General features: G+C 65.7%; 21 protein-coding genes. 15 read left to right on the forward strand and 6 right to left on the reverse strand.

From position 1 onward, the window contains the following. Window positions 1–7: 7 nt before the first annotated feature. Both LZ585_RS02500 and LZ585_RS02505 read right to left on the reverse strand, forming a co-directional pair. On the reverse strand, window positions 8–1,804 hold the full coding sequence (locus LZ585_RS02500) for an ABC transporter transmembrane domain-containing protein (protein WP_234854886.1): 1,797 nt from the start codon (window positions 1,802–1,804) through the stop codon (window positions 8–10). A gap of 50 nt (window positions 1,805–1,854) precedes the next feature. Then, window positions 1,855–2,502, reverse strand: a complete 648-nt coding sequence (locus LZ585_RS02505) for a 5'-methylthioadenosine/S-adenosylhomocysteine nucleosidase (RefSeq protein ID WP_234854887.1) — start codon at window positions 2,500–2,502, stop codon at window positions 1,855–1,857. A gap of 100 nt (window positions 2,503–2,602) precedes the next feature. Here LZ585_RS02505 and zapE point away from each other — a divergent pair, with 100 nt between their 5' ends. Then, window positions 2,603–3,703, forward strand: a complete 1,101-nt coding sequence (gene zapE / locus LZ585_RS02510; protein WP_234854888.1) for a cell division protein ZapE — start codon at window positions 2,603–2,605, stop codon at window positions 3,701–3,703. Here zapE and LZ585_RS02515 read toward each other — a convergent pair whose 3' ends face one another. Both LZ585_RS02515 and accD read right to left on the reverse strand, forming a co-directional pair. After that, the gene (locus LZ585_RS02515) at window positions 3,704–4,975 is read right to left on the reverse strand and encodes a bifunctional folylpolyglutamate synthase/dihydrofolate synthase (protein ID WP_234854889.1); all 1,272 of its coding nucleotides are present in this window, start codon (window positions 4,973–4,975) and stop codon (window positions 3,704–3,706) included. Between the two features lie 59 nt (window positions 4,976–5,034). Beyond that, window positions 5,035–5,955 carry an acetyl-CoA carboxylase, carboxyltransferase subunit beta gene (accD, locus tag LZ585_RS02520; RefSeq protein WP_234854890.1) on the reverse strand — a complete coding sequence of 307 codons (921 nt, stop codon included), beginning with the start codon at window positions 5,953–5,955 and terminating at the stop codon, window positions 5,035–5,037. A gap of 79 nt (window positions 5,956–6,034) precedes the next feature. Between accD and cls the strand changes: the two genes are divergently transcribed. The 8 genes from cls to LZ585_RS02560 all read left to right on the forward strand — a co-directional run bounded on the left by cls (window position 6,035) and on the right by LZ585_RS02560 (window position 15,020). Further along, window positions 6,035–7,474, forward strand: a complete 1,440-nt coding sequence (cls, locus tag LZ585_RS02525; protein WP_234854891.1) for a cardiolipin synthase — start codon at window positions 6,035–6,037, stop codon at window positions 7,472–7,474. A 7-nt stretch (window positions 7,475–7,481) separates the two neighbouring features. Beyond that, a complete protein-coding gene (locus LZ585_RS02530; RefSeq protein WP_234854892.1) occupies window positions 7,482–7,760 on the forward strand; it encodes a 4a-hydroxytetrahydrobiopterin dehydratase in 279 nt (92 codons plus the stop codon). 57 nt (window positions 7,761–7,817) lie between these two features. Beyond that, window positions 7,818–8,591, forward strand: a complete 774-nt coding sequence (locus tag LZ585_RS02535; RefSeq protein ID WP_234854893.1) for a DUF6478 family protein — start codon at window positions 7,818–7,820, stop codon at window positions 8,589–8,591. An 11-nt stretch (window positions 8,592–8,602) separates the two neighbouring features. Then, window positions 8,603–8,968, forward strand: coding sequence for a hypothetical protein (locus LZ585_RS02540; RefSeq protein ID WP_234854894.1), 366 nt, complete (start codon window positions 8,603–8,605; stop codon window positions 8,966–8,968). A gap of 88 nt (window positions 8,969–9,056) precedes the next feature. After that, window positions 9,057–10,157, forward strand: a complete 1,101-nt coding sequence (nspC, locus tag LZ585_RS02545; protein WP_234854895.1) for a carboxynorspermidine decarboxylase — start codon at window positions 9,057–9,059, stop codon at window positions 10,155–10,157. Between the two features lie 34 nt (window positions 10,158–10,191). Then, window positions 10,192–11,418, forward strand: coding sequence for a saccharopine dehydrogenase family protein (locus tag LZ585_RS02550; protein WP_234854896.1), 1,227 nt, complete (start codon window positions 10,192–10,194; stop codon window positions 11,416–11,418). 84 nt (window positions 11,419–11,502) lie between these two features. After that, the gene (locus LZ585_RS02555) at window positions 11,503–12,732 is read left to right on the forward strand and encodes an AI-2E family transporter (protein ID WP_234854897.1); all 1,230 of its coding nucleotides are present in this window, start codon (window positions 11,503–11,505) and stop codon (window positions 12,730–12,732) included. A 134-nt stretch (window positions 12,733–12,866) separates the two neighbouring features. After that, complete coding sequence (locus LZ585_RS02560; RefSeq protein WP_234855725.1) at window positions 12,867–15,020, forward strand: malate synthase G; 2,154 nt, start codon at window positions 12,867–12,869, stop codon at window positions 15,018–15,020. 9 nt (window positions 15,021–15,029) lie between these two features. Here the strand turns inward: LZ585_RS02560 and LZ585_RS02565 are convergent, their stop codons facing one another. Both LZ585_RS02565 and LZ585_RS02570 read right to left on the reverse strand, forming a co-directional pair. Then, window positions 15,030–15,866: an alpha/beta fold hydrolase gene (locus tag LZ585_RS02565; protein ID WP_234854898.1), complete on the reverse strand. Its 837-nt coding sequence runs from the start codon at window positions 15,864–15,866 to the stop codon at window positions 15,030–15,032. A 94-nt stretch (window positions 15,867–15,960) separates the two neighbouring features. Beyond that, entirely contained in the window at window positions 15,961–17,280 is a 1,320-nt protein-coding gene (locus LZ585_RS02570; protein ID WP_234854899.1) for an MFS transporter, read from the reverse strand. A gap of 226 nt (window positions 17,281–17,506) precedes the next feature. Between LZ585_RS02570 and cyoA the strand changes: the two genes are divergently transcribed. The 6 genes from cyoA (at window position 17,507) to LZ585_RS02600 (ending at window position 23,486) form a co-directional block, all read left to right on the forward strand. Beyond that, on the forward strand, window positions 17,507–18,691 hold the full coding sequence (gene cyoA, locus LZ585_RS02575; protein WP_234854900.1) for a ubiquinol oxidase subunit II: 1,185 nt from the start codon (window positions 17,507–17,509) through the stop codon (window positions 18,689–18,691). A gap of 9 nt (window positions 18,692–18,700) precedes the next feature. Then, window positions 18,701–20,707, forward strand: coding sequence for a cytochrome o ubiquinol oxidase subunit I (gene cyoB, locus LZ585_RS02580; protein WP_234854901.1), 2,007 nt, complete (start codon window positions 18,701–18,703; stop codon window positions 20,705–20,707). Between the two features lie 3 nt (window positions 20,708–20,710). Beyond that, a complete protein-coding gene (cyoC, locus tag LZ585_RS02585) occupies window positions 20,711–21,328 on the forward strand; it encodes a cytochrome o ubiquinol oxidase subunit III (protein ID WP_234854902.1) in 618 nt (205 codons plus the stop codon). After that, window positions 21,328–21,744: a cytochrome o ubiquinol oxidase subunit IV gene (locus tag LZ585_RS02590; protein ID WP_234854903.1), complete on the forward strand. Its 417-nt coding sequence runs from the start codon at window positions 21,328–21,330 to the stop codon at window positions 21,742–21,744. The genes cyoC and LZ585_RS02590 overlap by 1 nt, the downstream gene beginning before the upstream one ends. Then, a complete protein-coding gene (locus LZ585_RS02595) occupies window positions 21,741–22,424 on the forward strand; it encodes an SURF1 family protein (protein WP_234854904.1) in 684 nt (227 codons plus the stop codon). Before LZ585_RS02590 ends, LZ585_RS02595 begins: the two co-directional genes overlap by 4 nt. A gap of 102 nt (window positions 22,425–22,526) precedes the next feature. Continuing rightward, a complete protein-coding gene (locus LZ585_RS02600) occupies window positions 22,527–23,486 on the forward strand; it encodes an AAA family ATPase (RefSeq protein ID WP_234854905.1) in 960 nt (319 codons plus the stop codon). Window position 23,487: the final 1 nt, after the last annotated feature.

A 23,487-nucleotide genomic window follows, 5' to 3' on the forward strand; every position in this document is an offset into this window, starting at 1 on the left:
CGGCTGATCAGGCGGGTTCCGGCAGGACGGCCATGTCGGTGAACTGCATCCGCGCCAGCCGGGCGTAAAGCCCGCCTTCGGCTACCAGGGCATCATGCGTGCCCTGGGCGACGATGCGGCCACCGTCAAAGACGACAATGCGGTCGGCCTTCTTCACCGTGGCCAGGCGGTGCGCCACTACGACCGTGGTGCGGCCCTGGGACAGTCGGTGGACGGCAGCTTGGACCAGGGATTCGGATTCCGCATCCAGCGCGCTTGTGGCTTCGTCCAGCAGCAGCAATGGCGCGTCGCGCAGGATGGCGCGGGCAAGGGCGATCCGCTGGCGCTGACCGCCCGACAGCATCACGCCGCGCTCGCCCAAGGGGGTGTCGTAACCCTGGGGCAGGGTGCTGATGAAGTCGTGGGCATGGGCCGCGCGGGCGGCATCCTCGACTTCGGCGGGTGAGGCGCCGGGGCGGCCCAGGCGGATGTTTTCCAGGGCGGTCGCCGCAAAGATCACCGGATCCTGCGGGACCAGGGCCATGGCCTGCCGGAAATCCCCCCGGGCCATGTCGCGCAGGTCGATGCCGTCCAGCGTGACGCGCCCCCCTGCCGGATCCCAGAACCGCTGGATCAACTGGATCACCGTGGTCTTGCCTGCGCCCGACGGCCCGACAAGGGCCACGGTTTCGCCCGGGCGGATGGTCAGGCTGACCCCTTCCAGGGCCGAGACATCGGGCCGGGTGGGGTAATGGAAGCTGACATCCTCCAGCACGATATGGCCGCGCACCGGGCGGGGCAGGGGCACGGGGTGGGCGGGATCGGTCAGCGCATCCTCGGCGGCCAGCAATTCGCCCAGGCGTTCGGTGGCGCCCGCCGCCCGTTGCATTTCGCCCCAGATTTCTGACAAGGCGCCCGTCGATCCCGCGACCAGGATCGCATAGATCACGAACTGCACCAGTTGGCCCGCCGTCATCACGCCCGTCTGCACGTCGCGCGCGCCGACCCACAGCACGCCGATCACACCCGCGAAGATCAGGAAGATCACGATGGCCGTCATCACCGCCCGCGTGCGGATCCGCGTCAGCGCCACGTCGAAGGACCGTTCCGTCACATCGTCAAAGCGCGCGATGCTGCGGTCCTCATGCGTATAGGCCTGCACCGTTTGCGCGGCCAGCAGCGTTTCGGACGCCGCCCCAGAGGATGCGGCGATCCAGTCCTGGCCCACGCGCGACAATCCACGCAGGCGGCGGCCCAGCACGATGATCGGCACCAGGATCACCGGAATGATCAGCAGCACCAGCCCCATCAGCTTCAACGAGGTGAAGGCCAGCATCGCCAGCCCCCCCGCCAGGATGATCATGTTGCGCAGCGCGATGGACAGGGACGACCCGATCACCGACTGGATCAGCGTGGTGTCGGTGGTGATGCGCGACAGGATCTCGCCCGTCATCACGCGTTCGAAGAATGCCGGCGACAGGGTGATCACGCGCGCAAAGACCGCCTTGCGGATATCGGCCACCACACGTTCGCCCAGGCGTGTCACGAAGTAATAGCGGGTCGCCGTGCCAAGGGCGAGCGCCGCCACGATCAGCAGCGCGGCGCCGAAATATTCGTCCAGCAGCCCCGCGCCGTCGTCGAAATTGTCCACCACCCGGCGCGCGGCCAGGGGCAGGATCAGGCTGATGGCCGATGTCGCGGCAAGCGCGATCAACGCCAGCACCACCTGCACGCGGTAAGGGCGCAGGAACGGCCCCAATGCGCGCAGGGCGCCCACGCGCTTGCTGGTGGGCCGGTCGGAAGTGATCGTCGTGCGGCGTGCCATGTCTGCCTTGTCCGGTCGATGTGCCCCAGGGGTTTAGGGGTTGGCAGCCCTCAGGACAAGCGCGGGGCGCCGGGGATAAGACTTCCGTCCCCAAGCTGGTCGGCGATCCGGTCCACGGCATGGGCCAGTTTTTCGTCGATGATGTGCAGGTATTGCGTCCAGTCCGACAGATGCTGCAATTCGGCCACGCCGTCCGAAATGCCCCGCAATCCGATCAGCGGAACCCCGAAATGCTGGGCTGCGCGCAGATGTGCAAAGGTTTCCATGTCCACCATGTCCTCGGCGATATCGTCATAAGCCGGGCCGCTGACGACATTGGCGCCGGTGGACAGGGTGGCGCGCGCGATCCCCTGGACCCGGTGGGGCAAATCGACACGGATCGGCAGATCCAGTAGCGGCGTGCGCCCCTTTTCGAAACCCAGGGCCGATGCGTCCATGTCGCGATAGGCGACGGCGGTGGCCTGGTACACCTCGGCCTGTTCCAGCCGCGCCGAACCCGCCGATCCCAGCGAGACGATCAGCCGGGGCAGGGGCGTCATCCCCGCCAGGGCGGCGGTCAGTTGGACCGCGCCCTCGACGGGGCCGATGCCGGTGATCAGCGGGTCGATCCGGGCGCGCAGGGCAGGACCGTATTCGGCCTCGGCCGCCATGACGAACAGGACGGGGATGCCCGCGATGGGGGTGGGGGTCTTCGGCATGGAACCTCTCGTGCAGTCATGGCAGGGGTGGCACGCGGGGCGCTGGATGGTCAAGCATTGGGCCTTGCGGGGCGGCAGGCAACCATGGCAAGGGCGCGCCATGGGCAAGGTCAGCGATCTTTATCACCGGCGCGTTGCGGAGGGGCGGATTACGCCTGATGTCGCGCAGCAATCGGTGCTGCCGCATCTGGACCGGGTTCTGGACGACATCGCGGCCCTGCCCGCGCCGGAAAAGCGGTCGGCCTGGCGCGCCTTTCTGGGCGTGGGCAGCCCGCCACCGACCCCTGCGCCCCGGGGCCTTTACCTGTGGGGCGGGGTCGGGCGCGGCAAGTCGATGCTGATGGACCTGATGGCCGAGGCGGCGACCGTCCCGGTGCGGCGGGTGCATTTCCACGAATTCATGCAGGAAATCCAGGCCGGGCTGAACCGTGCCCGCCAGAGGGGCGACCAGGACACCGTGCGTCCTGTGGCCCTGGACGTTGCGGCCACCGTCCGCCTTTTGTGCTTTGACGAGATGCAGATCACCGACATCGCGGATGCGATGATCGTGGGGCGGCTGTTCCAGGTGCTGCTGGAACAGGGGGTGGTGATTGTCACCACATCGAACCGGGTGCCCGAGGATCTGTACAAGCACGGGCTGAACCGGCAGCTTTTCCTGCCTTTCATCGACCTGATCCGCCAGCGGATGGAGGTCGTATGCCTGGACAGCGCCGTGGACCACCGGCAGGGGCGGGTGGCGGGCAGCCCCGTGTGGTTCTGTCCGGCGGATGCGGCGGCAAAAGCCGCGATGGACGCGATCTGGGACGATCTGACCGGGGGTGCTGCGGGCCAGCCGCTTCGGATCGAGGTCGGCGGACGCAGCTTTGTCCTGCCCTTGTTTGCAGGTGGTGCTGGCCGGTCGGGCTTCTGGGATCTGTGCGGCAAGCCGCTGGGTCCAGCGGACTATCTGGCCCTGTCGCGCAAGGTGTCCGTGCTGATGATCGACGGCATTCCCCGCCTGTCGGCCTCCAACTACAACGAGGCCAAGCGGTTCGTGACACTGATCGACGCATTGTACGAGGCCAAGGTGCGGCTGATGGCCAGCGGCGCCGACCAGCCCGAGCAATTGTACAACGAAGGCGAGGGCAGCTTCGAATTCGAGCGCACCGCCAGCCGGTTGCGGGAAATGCAGGATGCGGCTTGGGGACGGGACGCAGGCTGATCAGCCGTTTTCGCGCAGAACCCGCCCTGCCAGATACAACGACCCGCAGATCAGGATCCGTGCCTTGGGATCGCGGCTGACAACGCGCGCGATGGCGTCGGCAGCATCCGCAGCGGTTGTTGCGATCATGCCGACATCATGCGCCACCCCGGCAGTCGTGGCGGCGGGCAGGGTGTTCGGTTCGCCGGGAATGTCGATGGCGACCAGGGAACGGGCATGGGCGGCCAGAGGCCGAAGATAGCCCGCGATGTCCTTGGTGTTCAGCATCCCGCAGACCAGATGGGTCGGGCGGGGCGGCATGGCGGCCAGGGTCGCGGCCACGGCCTCGCCCCCCGCCGGGTTGTGGCCACCGTCCAGCCACAGTTCGGCCTGCGGGCCTGCCAGGTCGACCAGCGGGCCATGGCGAAGGCGCTGCATCCGGGCGGGCCATTCGGCCTGCGTGACCGCCGCGCGGGCATGGGCCTCGGTCGCGCCCAGGTGGCGCAGGGCGGCAAGGGCGGTCCCGGCGTTCTGGATCTGGTGCGGGCCGATCAGGTTCGGCAGAGGCAGATCCCACAGCCCGTGATCGTCCTGATAGACCATGCCGTCGCGGTCGCGCGCGATCATCCAGTGCTGGCCATGGGCAAAGACCGGTGCGGTCAGGCCCGAGGCCTTGGCCTCGATCACGCGCAGGGCATCCTCATCCTGGGGGCCGACGATCACGGGGACGCCGCGCTTGATGATCCCCGCCTTTTCACCTGCGATCAGCGGCAGCGTGTCGCCCAGATATTGCGTGTGGTCGATGCTGACGGGGGTAATGACGCTCAGGCGGGGGCTGTCGATCACGTTGGTCGCGTCCAGCCTGCCGCCAAGGCCGACCTCGAGCAGGGTGTAGTCGGCGGGCGTGCGGGAAAAGGCCAGGAAAGCGGAGGCCGTGGTGATCTCGAAGAAGGTGATCGGCTGGCCGTCGTTCGCGGCCTCGCATTCTTCCAGTGTGGCGGCAAGGTCGGATTCCGCAATCAGATCGCCCGCCAGCCGGATGCGTTCATGGAAGCGCGCCAGATGCGGCGAGGTATAGGCATGGACCCGCGCGCCCCCGGCCTGAAGCCCCGCGCGGATCATGGCCTGGGTGCTGCCCTTGCCATTGGTGCCCGCGATGTGGATCACCGGCGGGATGCGGCGTTCGGGGTTGCCCAGGGCCCCCAGCAGCCGGTGCATCCGGTCCAGCGACAGGTCGATGACCTTGGGGTGGAGCGACATCAGGCGGTCAAGGATGGCGTCGGAATGGCTCATGGCGGCACAAGCCGGGGGCCAGCCCCCGGACCCCCGGGATATTTGGGTGAAGAAGAAGCCTATTCGGCAGGCGCGGGTTCGGGCTGGGCCGGCTCGACGGCAGGCGAAGGCAGGTCGGCGCGGGTCGGTGCGGACAGCCCGCCCACCATGCGCAGGATCGAGACCAGTTCGTCGCGCAACTGCTTGCGATGCGTCACCCGGTCCAGCATTCCGTGTTCCAGCAGGTATTCGGCGCGTTGGAAACCTTCGGGCAGTTTCTCCCGGATGGTTTGTTCAATGACGCGAGGACCGGCGAAGCAGATCAGGGCGTTCGGTTCGGCGATCTGGATGTCGCCCAGCATCGCATAGCTGGCGGTAACGCCGCCGGTGGTCGGGTGGGTCAGCACGACGATGTAGGGCAGGCCAGCCTCGCGCAGCATTTCAACGGCGACGGTGGTGCGGGGCATCTGCATCAGGGACAGGATGCCTTCCTGCATCCGCGCGCCGCCCGCGGCGGAAAACAGCACCAGCGGCCGCTTGGTCCTGACCGCGCGTTCGGCGGCGGCGATGATAGCGTTGCCGACATACATGCCCATGGACCCGCCCATGAAGCTGAAATCCTGAGCGGCGGCGATGATGGGGGTACGGCCGATTTCCCCTTCGGCGACCAGCATCGCCTCTTTTTCGCCGGTGGACTTCTGCGCCGCCTTCATGCGGTCGGGATATTTCTTCTGGTCGCGGAACTGCAGCGGGTCGGCGATGGGTTCAGGGACCTTCACTTCCAGGAAGGCGCCGCCGTCGAACAGAGCGGTGAAGCGATCGCGCGGGCTGATCGCCAGGTGGTGGTCGCAGTTCGTGCAGACGTTCAGGTTGTCCGACAATTCGCGGTGGAACAGCATCGTTCCGCATTCGGGGCATTTCGTCCACAGGTTCTCGGGCACCTCGCGGCGCGAGAACAGCGAATTGATGCGCGGACGGACATAGTTGGTGATCCAGTTCATTCGCGGGCGGCCCCTGCTGTTTTCAAGCCCCCGAGATAGGCCGCGACGGGGGGAATTGCAATTGCCGTGGCGGGCGGGAATGATGCGCCCTATGTGGGCCTCGTTCCTTGTCATGCTGCATACGACGGTCACGCTGGCCCTGATCGCGCGCGTCCTGATCCGCCCGCGGCTGGATCCGTCGGTGCGGCTGGCCTGGATCATGGTGATCGAGGCGCTGCCGGTGGTCGGCATCCTGTCCTATATCCTGTTCGGCGAGGTTCGCATGAACCAGGCCGAGGTCCAGCGCATGGCCGATGTGCGCGACCGGCTGACGAACCTGCGCATCCCGAACCCCGCCGTGATCGCGGAACCCCCCCATTTTGCCCAGCCCGTGGTCGCGGCCAATGCCGCGGTAGGGGGGATGTCGGCCTTGAACGGCAACCGCATCCACCTGCTGGAAGAAAGCGACGATGCCATCGACCTGTTGGTCGACGCGATCGAGCGGGCCACCGATCATGTCCATATCCTGTTCTATATCTGGCTGCCCGACCATTCGGGGCAAAAGATGGCCCATGCCGTGGCCCGTGCCGCGCAGCGTGGCGTCGAATGCCGGGTGATCGTCGATGCCTTGGGGTCGCGGCTGCTGGTCAGGTCCGCGCTGTGGACCCAGATGCAGGAAGCCGGGGCCGAATGCGTCACCGCCTTTCCCTGGGGGCTGCCCTTTATCAGCGTGCTGTTTCGCAGGCTGGATCTGCGCAACCACCGCAAGATCCTGGTGGTGGACAACCGCATGGCCTTTTCGGGCAGCCGCAACTGTGCGGACATGGCATTCGCCATCAAGCCGCGCTTTGCCCCTTGGGTCGATATCGTGATGTCGGTCGAAGGCCCCGTGGTGCGGCAGTTCCAGTCGGTCTTCCTGGGCGACTGGATGAGCTATACCGGCAAGGATCTGGGCGATATGCTGCAGCCCGTGGAACCCGTCGCCGATCCGGGCGAGATCGCGCAGGTCATTCCCACCGGGCCCGACCGGCGCCAGGGGTCGATTTCCGATTGCCTGACGGGGATGCTGCACACCGCGCGCGACCGGGTGACGATCACCACACCCTATTACGTGCCCGACGTGGCCCTGGATGCCGCGATCCGCGCTGCCGCCCGGCGCGGGGTCGAGGTCACGATGATCCTGCCCGCCCGCAACGATTCCCTTGTCGTGGGCGCGACCAGCCAGGGGTTCTACTATGGCCTGTTGTCGGCAGGGGCGCGGATCCTGCTGTTCCAGGACGGGTTGCTGCATTCCAAGATCCTGACCGTGGACGGCCGCATGGGCATGGTCGGCAGCGCCAACCTGGACCGCCGCAGCTTCGAGCTGAACTACGAGGTGAACATGGCCGTCTTCGACCATGAATTCGTCGAGGAACTGGACGCGCGGCAAGTCAGCTATGCCGAACGGTCGCGCGAGATCACGCTGGAGGAGGTGCGCAACTGGTCCGTCTTCCGCCGTTTGCGCAACAACCTGCTGGCCCTGGCATCGCCGTTATTGTGAGGATGGGATGGAGAAAGACGACATAACGGCCCGACTGGAATCCCTGAAAGGCTGGTCCTTGTCAGACGACGGTCGCGCGATCACCCGTCGGTTCGATTTCAAGGGCTTCGCCAAGGCGGTGGAGATGGCGAACCTGGCGGCCTGGCTGGGCAACAGGCACAACCATCATCCCGACGTGGCCTTTGGCTGGGGCTATTGCCAGGTGTCCTTCACCACCCATGACGCGGGCGGACTGACGGATGCCGATTTCGCCTGCGCCGCCCATCTGGACGCGCTGTTGTCCTGAGGGTTGTTCGCGCCAAGGTTGCAGTTTATCCATGCGGGGCAAGGATAAGGTGCCCTTATGGTCATGCGTCTGCTGGATATCTTTGGCCTGGACCGGCGGCGCCCCGACTGGGCGCGGCTGGCCGACCGCCTGGACCGCAGGCCGCGCCCTGTTGATCCCGAACTGCGCGAGGAAGCGCAGCTTCTGCATCGGCGGTTGTCGCGGTTCCTGCAAGCCTCCGATCCCTGGATGCTGCGCAAGACCGGGTTGGGGGACGAGGATCTGCCCCCCGGCACGGACTGGCATTGGCGGCCCCGGCTTCTGTGCGGGCAGATCAGTCCGCAGGCCGTGGTGTCCCCCGACAACGGCCACCGCCTGGGAGAGGATGCGGCCTTGTGGCACGATTGCCCGAACCGCGCCCTGATCCTGCGGCAATCGCCACGCCCGCGTCCGGGCCAGGCCGCCTGCTATGCCATGGGGATCGAGATGATGGGAAATTCCTGCGGTTTCCTGTCGCTGGCGCTGGATCTGCCCGATGACGCCCTGCCCGGCCTGGGGGCGGACCGGGTGCTGCAACTGGACACGGTCATGGACGCCGAACGTCCCATCACCATCTATGCCCGCATCAACCTGGTCCAGGGACCGAATACCGAAACGATGCTGCGCCAGCTTGGCCACCCGGCCGAGGGGGTGGGCGCGCGGCGGCGCGCCGAATTCGACGTGGCCTATGCCGACCTGGCCAACCGTCCCATCGAACGCGCCTGGCTGGATCTGATCTTCGAGCAGCCGCATCTGAACGCGGTCGGCATCAATGACGTGCTGGTGTCGCATCACCCGCGCGCGCAGGCCTGAAGGGGGATGGGATGAGGTTCGAAGACCATGGTGTTTCGGGCGGCTGCTGGACCGGGGCCTTGCAGGCGGACAGCCAGCCTGCCGGGCTGTGCGTTGTCCAGCGCGGCAAGGTGGTGGCCCAGGCCCGGCTGCGCGATGCAGGCCCGGGCCTGTGGTCGGTCACGGCCGATCTGCCGGGCGCGGTGATCGACCGGGACGCGCATGGCCTGCTGCTGGTTGCGGGCGATCCCGATCAGCCCGGATCGGTGGTGCTGGCCCAACTGACCCTGGTCGCCGGAGCCGTCGCGGGCGACGAGCTGCTGGCCGAGGTGGCGCAACTGCGCGCCGAACTGGATCTGCTGAAACGCGAATTCAGGCGGCTTGCGGCCGGGGTCTAGGCCTTTGTCACAAGCCTGTCGCGCTTTCTTGCGAAACCCGGGGGGGGTGGCTATATCGGCCCTTTCGCCCTGAACCCAAAGGTTTCGCATGGCCGGGATGCAGACGCCCTTCTATCTGATCGACAAATCCGCGTTGCGCCGCAACATGGAACAGGTCGCACGCCTGCGCGAGGCGTCGGGGGCCAAGGCGCTGCTGGCGCTGAAATGCTTTGCCACCTGGTCGGTCTTCGATTTCATGCGCGACTACATGGACGGGACCACCTCGTCGTCGCTGTTCGAACTGCGCCTGGGGCATGAGGAATTCGGCAAGGAAACTCATGCCTATTCCGTCGCCTGGGCCGATCACGAGATCGACGAGGCGGTGTCATATTCCGACAAGATCATCTTCAACAGCCTGTCGCAGCTTGACCGCTTTGCCGACCGCGCGAAGGGCGTGACCACCGGCTTGCGGCTGAACCCGCGCTTTTCCACCAGCGGCTTCGACCTGGCCGACCCGGCGCGGCCCTTCAGCCGCCTGGGCGAATGGGACATGGCGCGGCTGGAATCCGCCCTGGACCGGATCAGCGGCGTGATGATCCACTATAACTGCGAAAACCGCGACTTCGACCTGTTCGATGGGCAGTTGACCCGGATCGAGTCCGAGTTCGGCGAGATCCTGAAGCGCCTGGACTGGGTCAGCCTGGGCGGCGGCATCCATTTCACGGGCGAAGGCTATCCGATCGACCGGCTGGCCGACCGGCTAAAGGGGTTCCAGGACCGTTTCGGTGTCCAGGCCTATCTGGAACCGGGCGAGGCCAGTATCACCGGCACCACCACGCTGGAGGTCAGCGTCCTGGACATCATCGACAACGGCAAAAAGGTCGCCATCGTGGACAGCAGCATCGAGGCGCATATGCTGGATCTGCTGATCTATCGCGAAACCGCCAAGCTGCCGCAGTCGGGCGGCCACGAATACCAGGTCGCGGGCAAGACCTGCCTTGCGGGCGACATTTTCGGCGACGCGCGCTTCGACCGGCCCCTGGCCGTGGGCGACCGCATCAGCATCGCGGATGCGGCGGGCTATACGATGGTCAAGAAGAACTGGTTCAACGGCGTCGCCATGCCCGCCATAGCCATCCGCGAGGATGACGGCAGCGTCCGCACCGTGCGCAGCTTTCCTTACGAAGAATACAAATCCAGCCTGTCCTAAGGCACCTCTCTGCAACCCCGGAAAGGATCCGTAATTGCCCAAGAAGAACGTCCTCATCATCGGCGCGGGTGGCGTCGCGCAAGTCGTGGCGCACAAGGTGGCGCAACAGGCTGCGGAATTCGGCGATTTGCACATCGCCAACCGCACGCAATCCAAGGCTGACGCGATCATCGGCAGCTTGCGCGACAAGGGCCACCAGATGCCCTTTGCCAGCCACGCGCTGGACGCGATGGATGCGGGCGCGGTCGAGGCGCTGATCCGCCGGATCGACGCGGGGATCGTCATCAACGTGGGCACGGCCTTTATCAACATGACCGTTCTGGAAGGCTGCATCCGCGCCGGCGCCGCCTATATCGACACGGCCATCCACGAGGATCCGGCGAAGATCTGTGAAACCCCGCCCTGGTACGGCAACTATGAATGGACGCGGCGAGAGGACGTGGCGCAGGCTGGCATCACCGCCATCCTGGGCGCGGGCTTCGATCCGGGCGTGGTCAACGCCTATGCCCGCCTGGCCGAGGACGAGTATTTCGACAAGATCGACAGCATCGACATCGTGGACATCAATGCAGGCTCGCATGGCCGCTGGTTCGCCACGAACTTCGACCCCGAGATCAACTTCCGCGAATTCACCGGCACCGTCTATTCCTGGCAGGGCGGCGAATGGCGTTCGAACAAGATGTTCGAGGTGGGCCGCGAATGGGATCTGCCCGTCGTCGGCAAGCAGAAGGCCTATCTGTCCGGCCATGACGAGGTTCACAGCCTGTCCGCCCGCTACAAACACGCCGACGTGCGCTTCTGGATGGGCTTTGGCGACCACTATATTAACGTCTTCACCGTGCTGCAGAACCTGGGCCTTTTGTCCGAACAGCCCGTCAAGACCGCCGAAGGGCTGGATGTCGTGCCGCTGAAGGTCGTCAAGGCCGTGCTGCCCGATCCCGCCAGCCTTGCCCCCGATTACCAGGGCAAGACCTGCATCGGCGATCTGGTCAAGGGCAGCCTGAACGGCAAGCCAGGCGAGGTCTTCATCTACAACGTCGCCGACCACAAGGACGCCTTCAACGAGGTCGGTAGCCAGGGCATCAGCTATACCGCGGGCGTGCCCCCTGTCGCGGCGGCGGTCCTGGTCGCTCGCGGTATCTGGGACGTGAAGGCCATGGTCAATGTCGAGGATCTGCCCGCGCGGCCCTTCCTGGAACTGCTGGGGGAGATGGGCTTGCCGACCCGAGTGATCGACGCGACGGGCGACCACCCGATCTGACGGGCGGGCATCGCCTTGGCGGGCGGCCCGGAACGACCGGGTTGCCCCTCGCGTTTGGCCCTGCCGGCAATGCAGGGGGAGGCCTTGGCCCAGAAGTTCAGCTTTCCGCGGTTCCGCCCGGACGGCACCGGCGCCAGCGGGCGCGCGGCCAACTGGGCCGTCATCGGCATCTTCATGATCATGGCATTCGCGGCCATTGCCGCCGGGCGCGATTTCCTGATGCCGGTGACGCTGGCGGTGCTGCTGTTCTTTGTGTTCACCCCGCTGCGCCGCCTGGCCCGCCGACGCGGGGTGCCCGATGCGCTGACCGCCACGATCGTGACCTTGGGCCTTGTCATTGCCGTGGCCCTGATTGGCCTGGGCGCAAGCGGCCCGGTCAGTCAGGCGGCCCAGAACCTGCCCACGATCAAGACCCGCCTGGAACAGAAATTCAGTGAACTGCGCGAATCCTTCGAGGAAATTCAGCAGGCCGCCCAGGAAATCGAACAGGTCCAAGCCCCCGACGACGAGGGCCAGCCAGCCCCCATCAAGGTCGAGGAGGTCAGCGACAGCACCCTGACCTCGCTGATGAAGTTCACCCCCGCCATTGCCGGTCAGGTGGTCTTTACGCTGTTCTTGCTGTTCTTCATGCTGGCATCGGGCGATCTGCTGTATCTCAAGATCGTGCAAAGCTTCGATTCCATGGCCGAAAAGCGAGGCGCCTATCTGGCCCTGCGCCAGATCGAGGACTCACTGGGCAATTACCTGGGTGCCATCACCATCATCAATGCAGGACTGGGACTGGCGGTCGGTCTTGCCATGTTCGCCTGGGGAATGCCCGGCGCGATCCTGTTCGGCATCAGCGCCTTTATCCTGAACTTCATCCCCTATCTGGGCGCAATCGTCGGCGTCATCACCTCGGGCCTGGTGGCCCTGGTGGTCATGCCGGGGGTCTTCTGGCCGATGATGGTCGCGGGAACCTATATGTTCCTGACCTCGCTCGAGGGCCAGGTGATCACCCCCTACTTCGTGTCGCGCCGGTTGCAGATGAACACCGTTGTCGTGTTCCTGGCTGTTGCGCTATGGGCGTGGCTGTGGTCGGTGATCGGCATGATCATCGCCGTGCCGGTGCTGGTCGTGCTGCGCGTGCTGGCCGAATATGTTCCCGGCTGGGAGAAGTTCGGCAACTTCCTGGCAGGCGAGGAACCCCCTGCCATCGAGGACGAGGACGAGGAAGAAGCCCGCGACATCGTCGAGGCCGGTGCCGGGGCCGAGGATGAAAGTGCCGCCCGCCACGTCACGGCCGAGGTGGTCGAGGATGCCGGCAAGCCCTGACAAGCGCGCTTTTTCCAGACAACAGAAAAACTTTTCAGGCCGCTTGGAAAAAATTCTGCGGTGTCGTATGGGATTGCTGAATGTGTGCGACGGCATACCGGCACAGACCTCGCGATAAGGAAAACCAGATGAGCATGACGCGTTACACCCAAAGGCATGGCCTGGACGTGGCCGACATCCTGGCGGATTTTGTGGAAAGCAGCGTTCTTCCCGGCACGGGCGTTGACCCGGATCGCTTTTGGTCGGGATATGCGGAACTGCTGGCCGATCTTGCACCGGAAAACCGCACGCTGCTAGATCGCCGCGCCGAATTGCAGGGCCGGATCGACGCCTGGCACAAGGCGCGCGGCAACCAGCCCTGGGATACCGCCGCCTATCGCGCCTTTCTGACGGAGATCGGCTATCTGGTCCCCGAACCCGCGCCCTTTGCCATCGACAATGGCCGGATCGACCCCGAGATCGCCCTTGTCGCAGGCCCGCAACTGGTGGTGCCGGTCAGCAATGCCCGCTTCGCGCTGAACGCTGCCAATGCCCGCTGGGGATCGCTGTATGACGCGCTTTACGGATCCGACGTGCTGGGTCCGCCCCCTGCAGCCGGCGACATCGACCCCCCGCGCCGCGATGCGGTCGTGGCCCGCGCCGCACGGTTTCTGGACGACACCTTCCCCCTGACCAGCGGCAGCCATGCCGAGGTGTCGGGCTATCTGGCCGATGCAGATGGTCTGAAAGCCACGATCGAATGGTCGGAGGTCGCCTTGCGCGACCCCTCGGCATTCGTGGGCCGCCGGGTCGAAGGCCCGGATACCGGGCTGGTTCTGCGCCACAACGGGCTGCACGTCGAACTGGTCATCAACCCCGGCCACCCGATCGGTGCGGCATCCCCGTCGGGCCTGCGCGACGTGATCGTGGAAGCCGCGCTGACCGCCATCCAGGATTGCGAGGACAGCGTGGCGGCCGTGGATGCCGCCGACAAGGTGGGCGTTTACGCCAACTGGCTGGGGCTGATGAAGGGCGACCTGACTGACACCTTCGACAAAGGCGGCAAGCAGTTGACCCGCCGCCTGGCGGGCGACCGCACCGTCACGCGCCCGGACGGCACCACCGTTGCCCTGCCGGGCCGTGCGCTTTTGCTGGTGCGCAACGTGGGCCATCTGATGACCACCGATGCCGTGCGCATGAACGGCCAGGACACGCCCGAAGGGCTGCTGGACGCGATGGTGACGACGGCCTGCGCGATCCACGACCTGAACAAGACCGATGGTCCCCGCAACAGCCGCGTTGGTTCGATCTATGTGGTGAAGCCCAAGATGCACGGCCCGGACGAGGCCGCCTTTGCCGACCGCATCTTTACCCGGGTCGAACGGATCCTAGGCCTGCCCGCCGACACCGTCAAGCTGGGCCTGATGGACGAGGAACGCCGCACAAGCGCGAACCTTGCCGCCACCATTCATGCGATCCGCAACCGGGTGTTCTTTATCAACACCGGTTTCCTGGACCGCACGGGGGACGAGATCCACACCTCCATGCAGGCGGGCGCATTCGCCGGGCGCGAGGCGACGCGCCGGTCGGGCTGGCTGAAGGCATACGAGGACCGCAACGTGCTGATCGGCCTTGCTTGCGGATTGCGGGGCCGGGCGCAGATCGGCAAGGGCATGTGGGCGAAACCCGACGCCCTGGCCGAAATGCTGCAAGCCAAGATCGCCCATCCGCAATCGGGCGCCAACACCGCCTGGGTGCCCAGCCCCACGGCCGCGACCCTGCACGCGTTGCATTACCACATGGTCGATGTGGCCGCGCGGCAAGATCAGCTGGAAGGCCAGCCGGTCCCCGGCCTGGACGACCTGCTGACCCCGGCCATGGTGGGCGACACGCCCTTGCCGCAAGATCAGATCCTGCGGGAGCTGGACAACAGCGCGCAGGGAATCCTGGGCTATGTGGTGCGCTGGGTGGATCAGGGGGTTGGCTGTTCCAAGGTGCCCGATATCGACGACGTGCCGATGATGGAGGACCGCGCCACCTGCCGCATCAGCGCGCAACTGTTGGCGAACTGGCTGGAACAAGGGCTGGTCAGCCGCGAGCAGGTCGAGGATGCGATGCGCCGCATGGCGCTGAAGGTGGATGCCCAGAACGCGGGCGATCCGAACTATGTCCCCATGGCCCCCGGCTTTGACGGCCCCGCCTTCGAGGCCGCGCGCGATCTGGTGCTGACCGGGACGACGCAGCCCTCGGGCTATACCGAACCCGCGCTGCACGCGCGGCGCAGGCAGGCCAAGGCATTGCGCGGGTAGGGGCGGCGATCAGCCCCTGTCCAGGTGCCGTGCCGCGGCAGCCAGAACCTCGGCCGGGCGTTCCTCGGCCAGGAAATGGCCTGCGTCGATGGCATGGCTCCGTGCCGCGGGAAACCATGCCCGCCAGGCGGCCAGCGGGTCCATGTGATGGGCTACGACGCCCCTGCTGCCCCACAGCACAAGGCAGGGAATGTCGCTGATCCGCCCCAGATCGGCGCGGTCGTGGTCCAGGTCCGTCGTGGCGGCGGCCCGGTAATCGCCGCACCATGCCGCAATGACGTCGGGATTCCGGGCGGCGCGTTCGTATTCCGCCATTGCTGCGGGATCGAAGATATCCGACCCCGCCAGCCCGATCAGGGCGGAATGCAGGAAGAACACCGGATCGGAACTGATCAGCCGGCGCGGCATATCGCCCGGCTGAGCCAGGAACATCCAATGGTAATACCGCTGCGCCAGCCAGCCATCCATGGTGCCCCACACGTCCAGCGTCGGCAGGATGTCCAGCAAGGCGACGGACCGCACCGCGGCGGGGTGATCCAGAACCATCCGGTGGGCCGTCCGCGCCCCGCGATCATGGGCAAGGACATGGAATCGGGAATGGCCCAGGTGGTTCATCAGCGCGACTTGATCCCGCGCCATCGCGCGAAAGGTGAAGTCGCCGTCATGCGCAACCGAATCTCCATAACCGCGCAGGTCCGCCAGGATCACGCGATGGGTGCGGGCCAGTTCGCCTGCGATCCCGTGCCACATCGCATGGGTCTGCGGATAGCCGTGCAGCAGCAGGACCGGATCGCCTTGCCCGCCCATCCGGGCATGGATCGTCGCGCCGCCAACGGGGACGTCCACAGTGTCAAAGCCGGGAAACAACGCATTCTCCGATCGGGGCCAAGCCCGGCCATCCTGCAGGATTGTTGCCCCCGGTCAAGGAATTGCGCTTGGCCTAGCCCTGCTTCTGAAACTCGAACTGCCGCACGAACCACAGCGCGGCCATTGTCGCCACGGCCCCCGACAGCAGATACAGCCCCGCCGCGAACAGCCCCAGCGTGGTGGACAGGAACAGCGCGGTCAGCGGCGCCAGCCCCGCGCCGAACAGCCAGGCCAGGGCCGAGGTAAAGGCGGAATCGGTATAGCGGTTGCGGCTGTTGAACATAGAGGCCACCGCGCCCGACGACTGGCCGAAGCTGATGCCCAGGATCAGGAAACCCACGATCATATAGGTGGACACGCCGGTCTTGCCGCCTTGCAGCAGCAAGGGTGCCAGCAGGCTGAAGGCGCCGATGGCAAGCGACCCCCACAGCAGCACGCGCCGCCGCCCGAACCAGTCCGACAGCCAGCCCGACAGCAGCACCGATCCCAGGCCCGCCGCCGCGCTGACCGCCGTCAGGTTCAGAAAGAAGGTCAGCGTCTCGTCGGTGTAAAGATACACCCAGGACAACGGAAAGACCGTGACCATGTGGAACATCGCGAAACTGGCCAGCGGCACGAAAGAAGACAGCCAGATCGCGCGCCAGTCGCTGCGGAACGCCTGGCGGATGCGGGTGGGCTGCAGTTCGCGGGTCTCGAACGCTTCCTGGAACTCGGGCGAGGCGATGATGCGCAGGCGCGCGAACAAGGCCACCACGTTGATGGAAAAGGCCACAAAGAACGGATAGCGCCAGCCCCAGTCCAGAAAGTCCTGTTCCGACAGGTTCGTCACCAGATAGGAAAACAGCAGCGCCGCGACGATCAGCCCGATGGGTGCGCCAAGCTGCGGGATCATCGCGTAAAAGCCGCGCTTGCGCCTTGGTGCGCTGAGCGCCAGCAGGGATGCAAGGCCGTCCCAACTGCCGCCGATGGCAAGGCCCTGGCCGATGCGCAGGATCGCCATGACCACGATCGCCCATTCGCCCATCACCGCATAGGAGGGCACAAGGCCCATGGCCACGGTCGAGGTGCCCAGCAGAAGCAAGGCCAGCGTCAGCTTGGCCACGCGCCCCTGCTTGCGGTCAATATACATGAAGATCGCGGTGCCGACGGGCCGCGCGACAAAGGCCAGCAACACCAGCACAAAGGACAGCAGCGTGCCGGTCAGCGGATCGGCAAAGGGAAACAGCCGCGCCGGGAACACGATCACGGCGGCGATGGCGAAGACGAAGAAATCAAAGAACTCGGACGCGCGCCCGATCACAACGCCCACCGCGATGTCGGACGGCGACACGTGGATGTCGTCGGCATCCTTGCCGGGGCTTTGGCGGTCAGGGGTTTCGGCAGATGTTACCATTGCGTGAACCAATCCGGATTGGGCCAGAAGGCATGAAGGGCAAGACAGGCGACATCCCTGGGGATTCGCGCGGTTCCGGCAGCAATGCTACAGAATGGCGGCAATGAATACGCGACAAATTGTCTTATGTTTGACTTTGGTCAAGGCAACTATCTGAACTGCAATCTCAGGGCGTCGTCGTCTGAACAGCCGCGCGATTCGCGCGGTCAGCGGGGTCATTATCGACATGACACATCTTTTCAAACGTGTTTCCTGGCTGGCGCCGCTTTTGCTGCTTGCGGCCTGCGAGGCTGTCGTGCTGCGCCCCTCGGGCGACATCGCGGCGCGCCAGGCGGAATTGCTGGTGCAATCCACGGCCTTGATGCTGGTCATCATCATCCCCGTGATGGCGCTGACCGTGTGGTTCGCCTGGCGGTATCGTGCGTCCAACAAGCAGGCCAGCTATGATCCCTACTGGGACCATTCGACCAAGCTGGAACTGGTGATCTGGGCCATTCCGCTGCTGATCATCGTCTGCCTGGGCGCGCTGACCTGGGTGGGCACGCATCTGCTGGACCCGTACCGGCCGCTGGACCGCATCGACGCCGAAACCCCGGTCAGCAACCAGCAGCCCTTGCAGGTGCAGGTCGTGGCAATGGACTGGAAATGGCTGTTCATCTATCCCGAACAGGGGGTGGCGTCCGTCAACGAGCTGGCCGTGCCGGTGGACCGTCCGGTCCAGTTCACGCTGACCTCGACCTCGGTGATGAACGCCTTCTATATCCCGGCCATGGCGGGGATGATCTATGCCATGCCGGGAATGCAGACCACTCTGCATGGGGTCTTCAACGAGGCGGGGGAATACCAAGGCCTGGCCTCGCATTATTCGGGCCATGGCTTTTCCGGGATGCGGTTCAAAGCCCGGGCGCTGGACGATGCCGGTTTTGACATTTGGGTCGCCCAAGCCGCCGACAGCGCCGAGGCGCTGGACCGCGCGCGCTATCTTGAACTGGAAAAGCCCAGCGAGAACGTGCCCCCCATGGCATTTGCCCCGGTGGACCCGCAACTGTTCAGCCGCGTCGTGAACTTGTGCGTCGAGGAAGGCCGGATGTGCATGGCCGAGATGATGGCCCTGGACGCCCAGGGCGGGCTGGGCCTGCCGGGCATCGCCAATGTCGCGCTGACCGATCCCGGCCTCGGCACCCCCCGGCCCGTGCTGGGCCTGCCGCCCTTCCAGGTGACGGGCATCTGCACGGTCGAGGAACTGGACCGGATGCTGGCAAGCGCCCCACCCGTGGACAGCGCGCCCCGCGACCTGACGCCCCTGCGCGGGCGGGGGCTGGATGCGCCCCGGGGCATCCTGGGCTGGAACCTGATCCCCAACAAGCTGACCCAATCCGTGCCGCCGGACGGCGCCGACCAGAACCTGTAGAGGCCGAAGATGGCGATACCATCGGACATCGAAACCACCTTCCTGCTGGGACGGCTGGACTGGAACGCGATCCCCCAGGATCCGATCGTCTGGGCCACCGGCGCGGTCGTCGCCATCGGCGGCGCCGGACTGCTGTGGATGCTGCACAAGCATCAGCTGTGGTCATACCTGTGGCACGAATGGTTCACGACGGTCGATCACAAGAAGATCGGCATCATGTATGTCGTGCTGGCCCTGGTCATGTTCGTGCGCGGTTTCGCCGATGCGATCATGATGCGCCTGCAACAGGCCATCGCCTTTGGCGGATCCGAGGGCTATTTGAACGCCCACCACTATGATCAGGTGTTTTCGGCCCACGGCGTCATCATGATCTTCTTCGTGGCGATGCCCTTCGTCACGGGCTTGATGAACTTCGTCGTGCCCTTGCAGATCGGCGCGCGCGACGTGTCGTTCCCGTTCCTCAACAATTTCAGCTTCTGGATGACGGTCGGCGGCGCGGTTCTGACCATGATGTCGCTGTTCGTGGGCGAATTCGCGCAGACCGGCTGGCTGGCCTTCCCGCCGCTGTCGGGCTTGGGGTCCAGCCCCTATGTCGGCGTGGACTATTACATCTGGGGCCTTCAGGTCGCGGGGGTGGGGACCACGCTGTCGGGGATCAACCTGCTGGTGACGATCATCAAGATGCGCGCGCCGGGCATGACCATGATGCGGATGCCGATCTTCACCTGGACGGCGCTTTGCACGAACATCCTGATCGTGGCGTCCTTCCCGGTGCTGACGGCCACGCTGGTCCTGCTGACGCTGGACCGTTACATCGGCACCAACTTCTTCACCAACGACCTTGGCGGCAACGCCATGATGTATGTGAACCTGATCTGGATCTGGGGCCACCCCGAGGTCTATATCCTGATCCTGCCCCTGTTCGGCGTCTATTCCGAGGTCGTGGCGACCTTCACCGGCAAGCGGCTGTTCGGATACACCTCGATGGTCTATGCGACCGTCTGCATCACCATCCTGTCCTATCTAGTCTGGCTGCACCACTTCTTCACGATGGGGTCGGGGGCGTCCGTGAACTCGTTCTTCGGGATTACCACCATGATCATCTCGGTTCCCACAGGGGCCAAGATCTTCAACTGGCTGTTCACCATGTACCGCAGCCGCATCCGGTTCGAACTGCCGATGATGTGGACCATCGCCTTCATGCTGACCTTCGTGATCGGCGGCATGACGGGCGTGCTGCTGGCCGTGCCGCCCGCCGACTTCGTGTTGCACAACTCGCTGTTCCTGGTGGCGCATTTCCATAACGTGATCATCGGCGGGGTGCTGTTCGGGCTGTTCGCGGCGGTCTATTACTGGTGGCCCAAGGCCTTTGGCTTCCGGCTGGAGCCGTTCTGGGGCAAGGTCAGCTTCTGGTTCTGGGTCGTGGGCTTCTGGACCGCCTTTGCGCCGCTGTATATCCTGGGGCTGATGGGCGTGACGCGGCGGGTGCGGGTCTTCGACGATCCCAGCCTGCAGATCTGGTTCGTCATCGCGGCTTTCGGCGCCGTCCTGATCGCCATCGGCATCGCGACGATGTTCATCCAGTTCGGCGTGTCCATCGCGCGGCGCGACCAGTTGCGGGATGAAACGGGCGATCCCTGGGACGGGCGCACCCTGGAATGGGCGACATCCTCGCCGCCCCCGGCCTATAACTTCGCCTTCACGCCGGTCAGCCACGGGCTGGACACTTGGTGGGACATGAAGCGTTACGGCCAGACCCGGCCTCGCGCGACCTATGTGCCCATTCATATGCCCCGGAACACCGGGGCAGGGGTCATCATTGCCGGTTTTGCGACGGTTTGCGGCTTTGCCCTGGTCTGGTACATCTGGTGGCTGGCCGCCCTGTCCTTTGCGGGCATCGTGGCGGCGTCGGTTCTCCATACCTTCAACTATGCCCGCGACTACCACATCCCGGCCGAGGAGGTGCGCGCGACGGAAGCCGCGCGCGACCGCCAGCTGGCAAGCGCAGGGGTCTGATCCATGAGCACCGTCACCCAAGCAGCGCCCGGCGACTTCTGGGAAGTCGAGCCGCACCACCACCACGAGGGCGCCTCGACCTCCATCGGGTTCTGGGTCTATCTGATGAGCGACTGCCTGATGTTCGCGGTCCTGTTTGCGGTCTTCGGCGTCCTGGGCGGCAGCTATGCGGCCGGTCCGGGGCCAAAGGATCTGTTCGACCTGGAACTGGTGGCGCTGAACACGGCCTTCCTGCTGCTGTCCTCGATCACCTATGGCTTTGCCATGCTGGCGATGGTCAGGGAAAACACGCGCGGCACGCTGATGTGGCTGGGGATCACGCTGGTCTTCGGCCTGCTGTTCCTGGCCGTCGAGATCTACGAATTTCAGCACCTGATCCACCTGGGCGCGGGGCCGCAGCGTTCGGCATTCCTGTCGGCCTTCTTCGCGCTTGTGGGCACCCACGGGCTGCACGTGGCCTTTGGCTGCTTGTGGCTGGTCACGCTGATGATCCAGGTCCGCCAGCGCGGGCTGAACCCCGCGAACCGCCGCCGCCTGGCCTGCCTGTCGATGTTCTGGCACTTCCTGGATGTGATCTGGATCGGCGTCTTTACCTTCGTCTATCTGCTGGGGATGATCTGATGACCTCGATTGAAGCCCAGGGCGACAAGCACCGCACGGAACGCCATGCCGAGGCGCATGGCGACCACCATGACGACGGCCATGACCACGGCAGCGTCCGGTCCTATCTGACAGGCTTCATCCTGTCGGTGATCCTGACCGCGATCCCCTTTGCCATCGTCATGGCCGGGGGCTTCGAAAGCCGGTTCCTGACCGCCGCCGTGGTGGTGGGCATGGCGATCGTGCAGATCCTGGTCCACATGGTCTATTTCCTGCACATGAACACGCGCAGCGACGAAGGCTGGACCATGATGGCGCTGATCTTCACCGTCGTGATCCTGGTCATCGTGCTGGCCGGGTCGCTGTGGGTCATGTTCAACATGAACACGAACATGATGCCCCAGATGATCCACGAGGCCTTGGGCCTGGGATCGTGACCGCCACCCGCCGCCCGGTCGCCTTGCTGGTCGCGGCAGGGATCGTCTTCCTGGTGCTGATGGGCCTGGGCGTCTGGCAGGTGCAGCGGCTGGGCTGGAAAACCGACCTGATCGCCCGCGTGGACGCGCGGGTGGCGGCGGACCCGGTTCCAACGCCGCCGCCCGCCGAATGGGCGGGGCTGACGGCCGAGGATGCCGAATACCGCCGCGTCAGCGTGCAGGGCGAGTACCGGCTCGACAGCGACGTGCTGGTCCAGGCGGTGACGGAGCTTGGGGCGGGCTTCTGGGTGATGACCCCGCTTGTCATCGATGACGGCGGGACGATGCTGGTCAACCGCGGCTTTGTCGCCGCCGACCGGCGCGACGACCGACCCCTGCCACAGGGTCCGCAAGGTGTAACAGGGCTGTTGCGCCTGTCGCAGCCCGACGGCGCCTTTCTGCGCGCCAACGATCCGCAGGCGGGCCGCTGGTATTCGCGCGACACCCAGGCCATCGCCGCCAGCCTTGGCCTGTCCGATGTCGCGCCCTATTTCATCGACGCGGACCGTGCAGGCGATGCGCAACCCATCGGCGGGCTGACCGTGATCGCCTTTCGCAATCCCCACCTGACCTATGCGCTGACCTGGTTCGCCATGGCCGGCGGGCTGCTGATTCTGGTGATCTACGCCCTGCGGCGCTAGGCGTTTTCCGACCAAAGTGGCAGGGGAAATTCCGCATTAGCACTGGATCGCGATCCCACGCAGTTGCACAATAGGCAAGTTCAACGCGAGGGGGAGAAAGCGATGAACGACCTGACCGAACAGGCTCATGCCGTCCGCCAATTGGGATCCGAGATCGGCGCCACGCTGATCGGCCATGCCGTTCTGGTGGAACGCCTGCTGATCGCGCTGCTGGCCGGGGGCCATGTACTGATCGAAGGCCCGCCGGGCATTGCCAAGACCCGCGCCGTCAAGGCGCTTGCGGCCCATCTGCCGGGCAGCCATGCCCGCATCCAGTGCACGCCCGACCTTCTGCCGTCCGATCTGACCGGCACGCAGGTCTTCCGCCCCGAAACCGGCGGCTTCGACTTCATCCCCGGCCCGATCTTCCACAGCCTTGTGCTGGTGGATGAAATCAACCGCGCGCCGCCCAAGGTGCAGTCGGCCCTGCTGGAGGCCATGGCCGAAGGGCAGGTGACCTCGGGCGGGGTGACGCGGCCCTTGCCCGATCCATTTATGGTGGTGGCGACCCAGAACCCGATCGAACACGAAGGCACCTTCCCCTTGCCCGAAGCGCAGTTGGACCGCTTCCTTCTGCACATGCGGCTGGACCTGCCCGGCGCCGAGGCCGAGCGCGCCATCCTGGACCTGGTCGAGGCCGAGGCGGTCGCCCCGCGCATCCAGGCAGGCACGATGATCCGCGCCGCCGACCTGGCCCAGGCGCGGGCCGAGGTGGCGCGGATCCACCTTGCGCCCGCGCTCAAGGATTTCATCGTGCGGCTGGTCATGGCGACGCGGCCGGGTGGGGCGGTGGCGGAATGGGTGGAACATCCCGTATCCCCGCGCGGCACGCTGGCGCTTGCCGCAGGGGTGCGGGCGCGCGCCTGGCTGCACGGCCGTGACCACGGCCTGCCCGAGGATGCCGAGGCGCTGGCCGCCGATGCCCTGTCCCACCGCATGATCCCTGCCTGGTCGGCCAGCGGCGAAGGCCGCACCAGCCGCAGCCTGGTTGCCGACATCCTGCGCCAGGTGCGCCCGTGGTAGC

This window comes from Paracoccus everestensis, from assembly GCF_021491915.1.
GTDB classification, from domain to species: domain Bacteria; phylum Pseudomonadota; class Alphaproteobacteria; order Rhodobacterales; family Rhodobacteraceae; genus Paracoccus; species Paracoccus everestensis.

Coding starts and splice junctions, on each gene's coding strand:
- LZ585_RS02500 (WP_234854886.1), bottom strand. CDS start 1,804: ATGGCACGCCGCACGACGATCACTTCCGACCGGCCCACCAGCAAGCGC.
- LZ585_RS02505 (WP_234854887.1), bottom strand. CDS start 2,502: ATGCCGAAGACCCCCACCCCCATCGCGGGCATCCCCGTCCTGTTCGTC.
- zapE (WP_234854888.1), top strand. CDS start 2,603: ATGGGCAAGGTCAGCGATCTTTATCACCGGCGCGTTGCGGAGGGGCGG.
- LZ585_RS02515 (WP_234854889.1), bottom strand. CDS start 4,975: ATGAGCCATTCCGACGCCATCCTTGACCGCCTGATGTCGCTCCACCCC.
- accD (WP_234854890.1), bottom strand. CDS start 5,955: ATGAACTGGATCACCAACTATGTCCGTCCGCGCATCAATTCGCTGTTC.
- cls (WP_234854891.1), top strand. CDS start 6,035: ATGATGCGCCCTATGTGGGCCTCGTTCCTTGTCATGCTGCATACGACG.
- LZ585_RS02530 (WP_234854892.1), top strand. CDS start 7,482: ATGGAGAAAGACGACATAACGGCCCGACTGGAATCCCTGAAAGGCTGG.
- LZ585_RS02535 (WP_234854893.1), top strand. CDS start 7,818: ATGGTCATGCGTCTGCTGGATATCTTTGGCCTGGACCGGCGGCGCCCC.
- LZ585_RS02540 (WP_234854894.1), top strand. CDS start 8,603: ATGAGGTTCGAAGACCATGGTGTTTCGGGCGGCTGCTGGACCGGGGCC.
- nspC (WP_234854895.1), top strand. CDS start 9,057: ATGGCCGGGATGCAGACGCCCTTCTATCTGATCGACAAATCCGCGTTG.
- LZ585_RS02560 (WP_234855725.1), top strand. CDS start 12,867: ATGACGCGTTACACCCAAAGGCATGGCCTGGACGTGGCCGACATCCTG.
- LZ585_RS02570 (WP_234854899.1), bottom strand. CDS start 17,280: ATGGTAACATCTGCCGAAACCCCTGACCGCCAAAGCCCCGGCAAGGAT.
- cyoA (WP_234854900.1), top strand. CDS start 17,507: ATGACACATCTTTTCAAACGTGTTTCCTGGCTGGCGCCGCTTTTGCTG.
- cyoB (WP_234854901.1), top strand. CDS start 18,701: ATGGCGATACCATCGGACATCGAAACCACCTTCCTGCTGGGACGGCTG.
- cyoC (WP_234854902.1), top strand. CDS start 20,711: ATGAGCACCGTCACCCAAGCAGCGCCCGGCGACTTCTGGGAAGTCGAG.
- LZ585_RS02590 (WP_234854903.1), top strand. CDS start 21,328: ATGACCTCGATTGAAGCCCAGGGCGACAAGCACCGCACGGAACGCCAT.
- LZ585_RS02600 (WP_234854905.1), top strand. CDS start 22,527: ATGAACGACCTGACCGAACAGGCTCATGCCGTCCGCCAATTGGGATCC.